At 63.5% G+C, this 2,562-nt stretch carries 2 protein-coding genes; both read left to right on the forward strand.

Going from position 1 to position 2,562, the window contains the following annotated elements:
* Nucleotides 1-105 precede the first annotated feature (105 nt).
* Entirely contained in the window at nt 106-1,695 is a 1,590-nt protein-coding gene (gene istA / locus AC0IYU_RS34760) for an IS21 family transposase (RefSeq protein ID WP_472126936.1), read from the forward strand.
* Nucleotides 1,685-2,488, forward strand: coding sequence for an IS21-like element helper ATPase IstB (gene istB, locus AC0IYU_RS34765; protein WP_472126939.1), 804 nt, complete (start codon nt 1,685-1,687; stop codon nt 2,486-2,488). The genes istA and istB overlap by 11 nt, the downstream gene beginning before the upstream one ends.
* Nucleotides 2,489-2,562 lie beyond the last annotated feature (74 nt).

Consider the following 2,562-nt stretch of genomic DNA (forward strand, 5'->3'; position numbering starts at 1 on the left):
TGTTGATTTCCATCCAGAAGTGACCCACTTGGCCCGGTGATTTCCATCTAAATCTGACCCACGTGATAACCCTAACCTGCTGCTTTTAGCAGCAGGAGCACAGGAGTGATTGACGTGGCGACACTGAGTGTCATCAGGCGTTGGGCACTGCGAGAGCAACTGTCCATCCGAGAGATAGCCCGGCGCACGGGCTTGTCTCGCAACACCATCCGCAAGTACCTTCGCGAGGGCGAGGCGGCGCCCAGTTACGCGAAGCGCATCAGCCCGAGCAAGCTCGACGCATTCACAGAGAAGCTCGGCGGCTGGCTCAAGAGCGAGGCGGCCAAGTCACGCAAGCAGCGGCGCACGCTCAAGCAGATGCACGCAGACTTGGTGGCGCTGGGCTACCAGGGCTCCTACAACCGCGTGGCGGCCTTTGCACGAGCGTGGCATGCGCATCGCCACGAGGTCCAGCAGACGACGGGGCGCGGCACCTTCGTGCCTCTGGCCTTCGGTCCCGGCGAGGCATTCCAGTTCGACTGGAGCGAGGACTGGGCCGTCCTCGCTGGTGAACGCACCAAGCTGCAGGTGGCGCACTTCAAGCTCAGCCACAGCCGTGCGTTTATCGTGCGCGCCTACCTGTTGCAGACCCACGAGATGCTGTTCGATGCGCACAACCGGGCCTTCGAGGTGCTCGGGGGCGTGCCTCGGCGCGGCATCTACGACAACATGAAGACCGCCGTGGACAAGGTACGCCGCGGCAAGGAGCGCGACATCAACGCGCGCTTCAGCGCCATGGTCAGTCACTACCTGTTCGAGGCCGAGTTCTGCAACCCGGCCTCGGGCTGGGAGAAGGGCCAGGTCGAGAAGAACGTGCGTGATGCGCGCCACCGGTTGTGGCAACCCGTGCCGGCGTTCGCCACGCTGGCGCTGCTCAACGACTGGCTGGAGGACCGCTGCAAGGCGCTGTGGGGCGAGATCGTCCACGGCAAGCTGCCAGGGACCGTAGCCGATGTCTGGTCGCAGGAACGGCCGCTACTGATGCAGATCCCCAGACCCTTCGATGGTTTCGTAGAACACACCAAGCGCGTCTCGCCCACCTGCCTGGTGCACTTCGAGCGCAACCGCTACAGCGTTCCGGCCTCCTACGCGAACCGGCCAGTGAGCCTGCGCGTGTACGCCGAACGCCTTGTCGTGGCGGCCGAGGGCCAGATCGTGTGCGAGCACACGCGCATCATTGACCGTCGCCACGACACCGCAGGTCAGACCGTCTACGACTGGAGGCACTACCTGGCGGTGCTGCAACGCAAGCCAGGAGCGCTCAGGAACGGAGCGCCCTTCAGCGAGCTGCCGCAGGGCTTCCGGCGGCTGCAGGCCGCGTTGCTGAAGCAGCCAGGTGGAGACCGCGAGATGGTCGAGATCCTGGCGCTGGTGCTGCACCACGACGAGCAGGCAGTGCTGACCGCGGTCGAACTGGCGCTGGAAGCCGGCGTGGCCAGCAAGACCCATGTGCTAAACGTGTTGCACCGACTGCTCGATGCCAAGCCCGTTGCGCCCGCGCCCGTCACGGCACCGCAGGCACTGCGCCTGGTGAACGAGCCGAAGGCCGATGTGCTGCGCTACGACACGCTCAGGGGGCGTGCCAGCGCTGCTGGCGGCCTGCGCGGGCCGCTGAACTCCAAGTCAAGCAGCCAGGAGGTGCGCCATGCGACATGACCCTGCCAGTGGCGCCCTCGTGATCATGCTGCGCGAACTCAAGATGCACGGCATGGCCCAGGCCGTCGCGGAGCTGGCCGAACAGGGATCGCCGGCCTTCGAGGCGGCCCAACCGATGCTCTCGCAGTTGCTAAAGGCAGAGACAGCCGAGCGGGAGGTACGCTCGGTGGCCTACCAGTTGAAGCTCGCTCGCTTCCCAGCCTATCGCGATCTCGCTGGCTTCGACTTCGCCAACAGCGAGGTCAACGAGGCGCTGGTGCGTCAGCTACACCGATGCGAGTTCATGGATGATGCGCAGAACCTGGTGCTTGTCGGCGGGCCGGGTACGGGTAAGACTCATATCGCCACAGCCCTGGGCGTGCAGGCCATCGAGCACCATCACCGTCGGGTGCGCTTCTTCTCGACGGTAGAACTGGTCAACGCACTCGAGCAAGAGAAGGCCAGTGGCAATCACGGCCACATCGCGCACAGACTGATGTACGCGGACATGGTGGTGCTCGACGAGTTGGGCTACCTGCCGTTCAGTGCATCAGGTGGCGCGCTGTTGTTCCATCTGCTGTCCAAACTCTACGAACGCACTAGCGTGGTGATCACCACCAACCTGAGCTTCAGCGAGTGGGCCAGCGTCTTCGGCGACGCGAAGATGACCACGGCGTTGCTGGACCGGCTTACACATCACTGCCATATTCTGGAGACTGGAAACGACAGCTTCCGCTTCAAGCACAGCTCGGCTCAACCCGTTCAGGCAGTCCAACCTAAAAAGGAGAAAACCAAAAACTTATCCACACCGTGAGCCGGCCGGCTCGCAAAGAGGGTGGGTCAATATTCGATGGAAATCGCGGGTCAGGATTCCATGGAACTCAACAC

The organism is Variovorax sp. AC103 (genome assembly GCF_979254005.1).

What these genes read in the sequence shown, in the direction of transcription:
- istB (WP_472126939.1), top strand. Translation starts at nt 1,685, where the DNA reads ATGCGACATGACCCTGCCAGTGGCGCCCTCGTGATCATGCTGCGCGAA.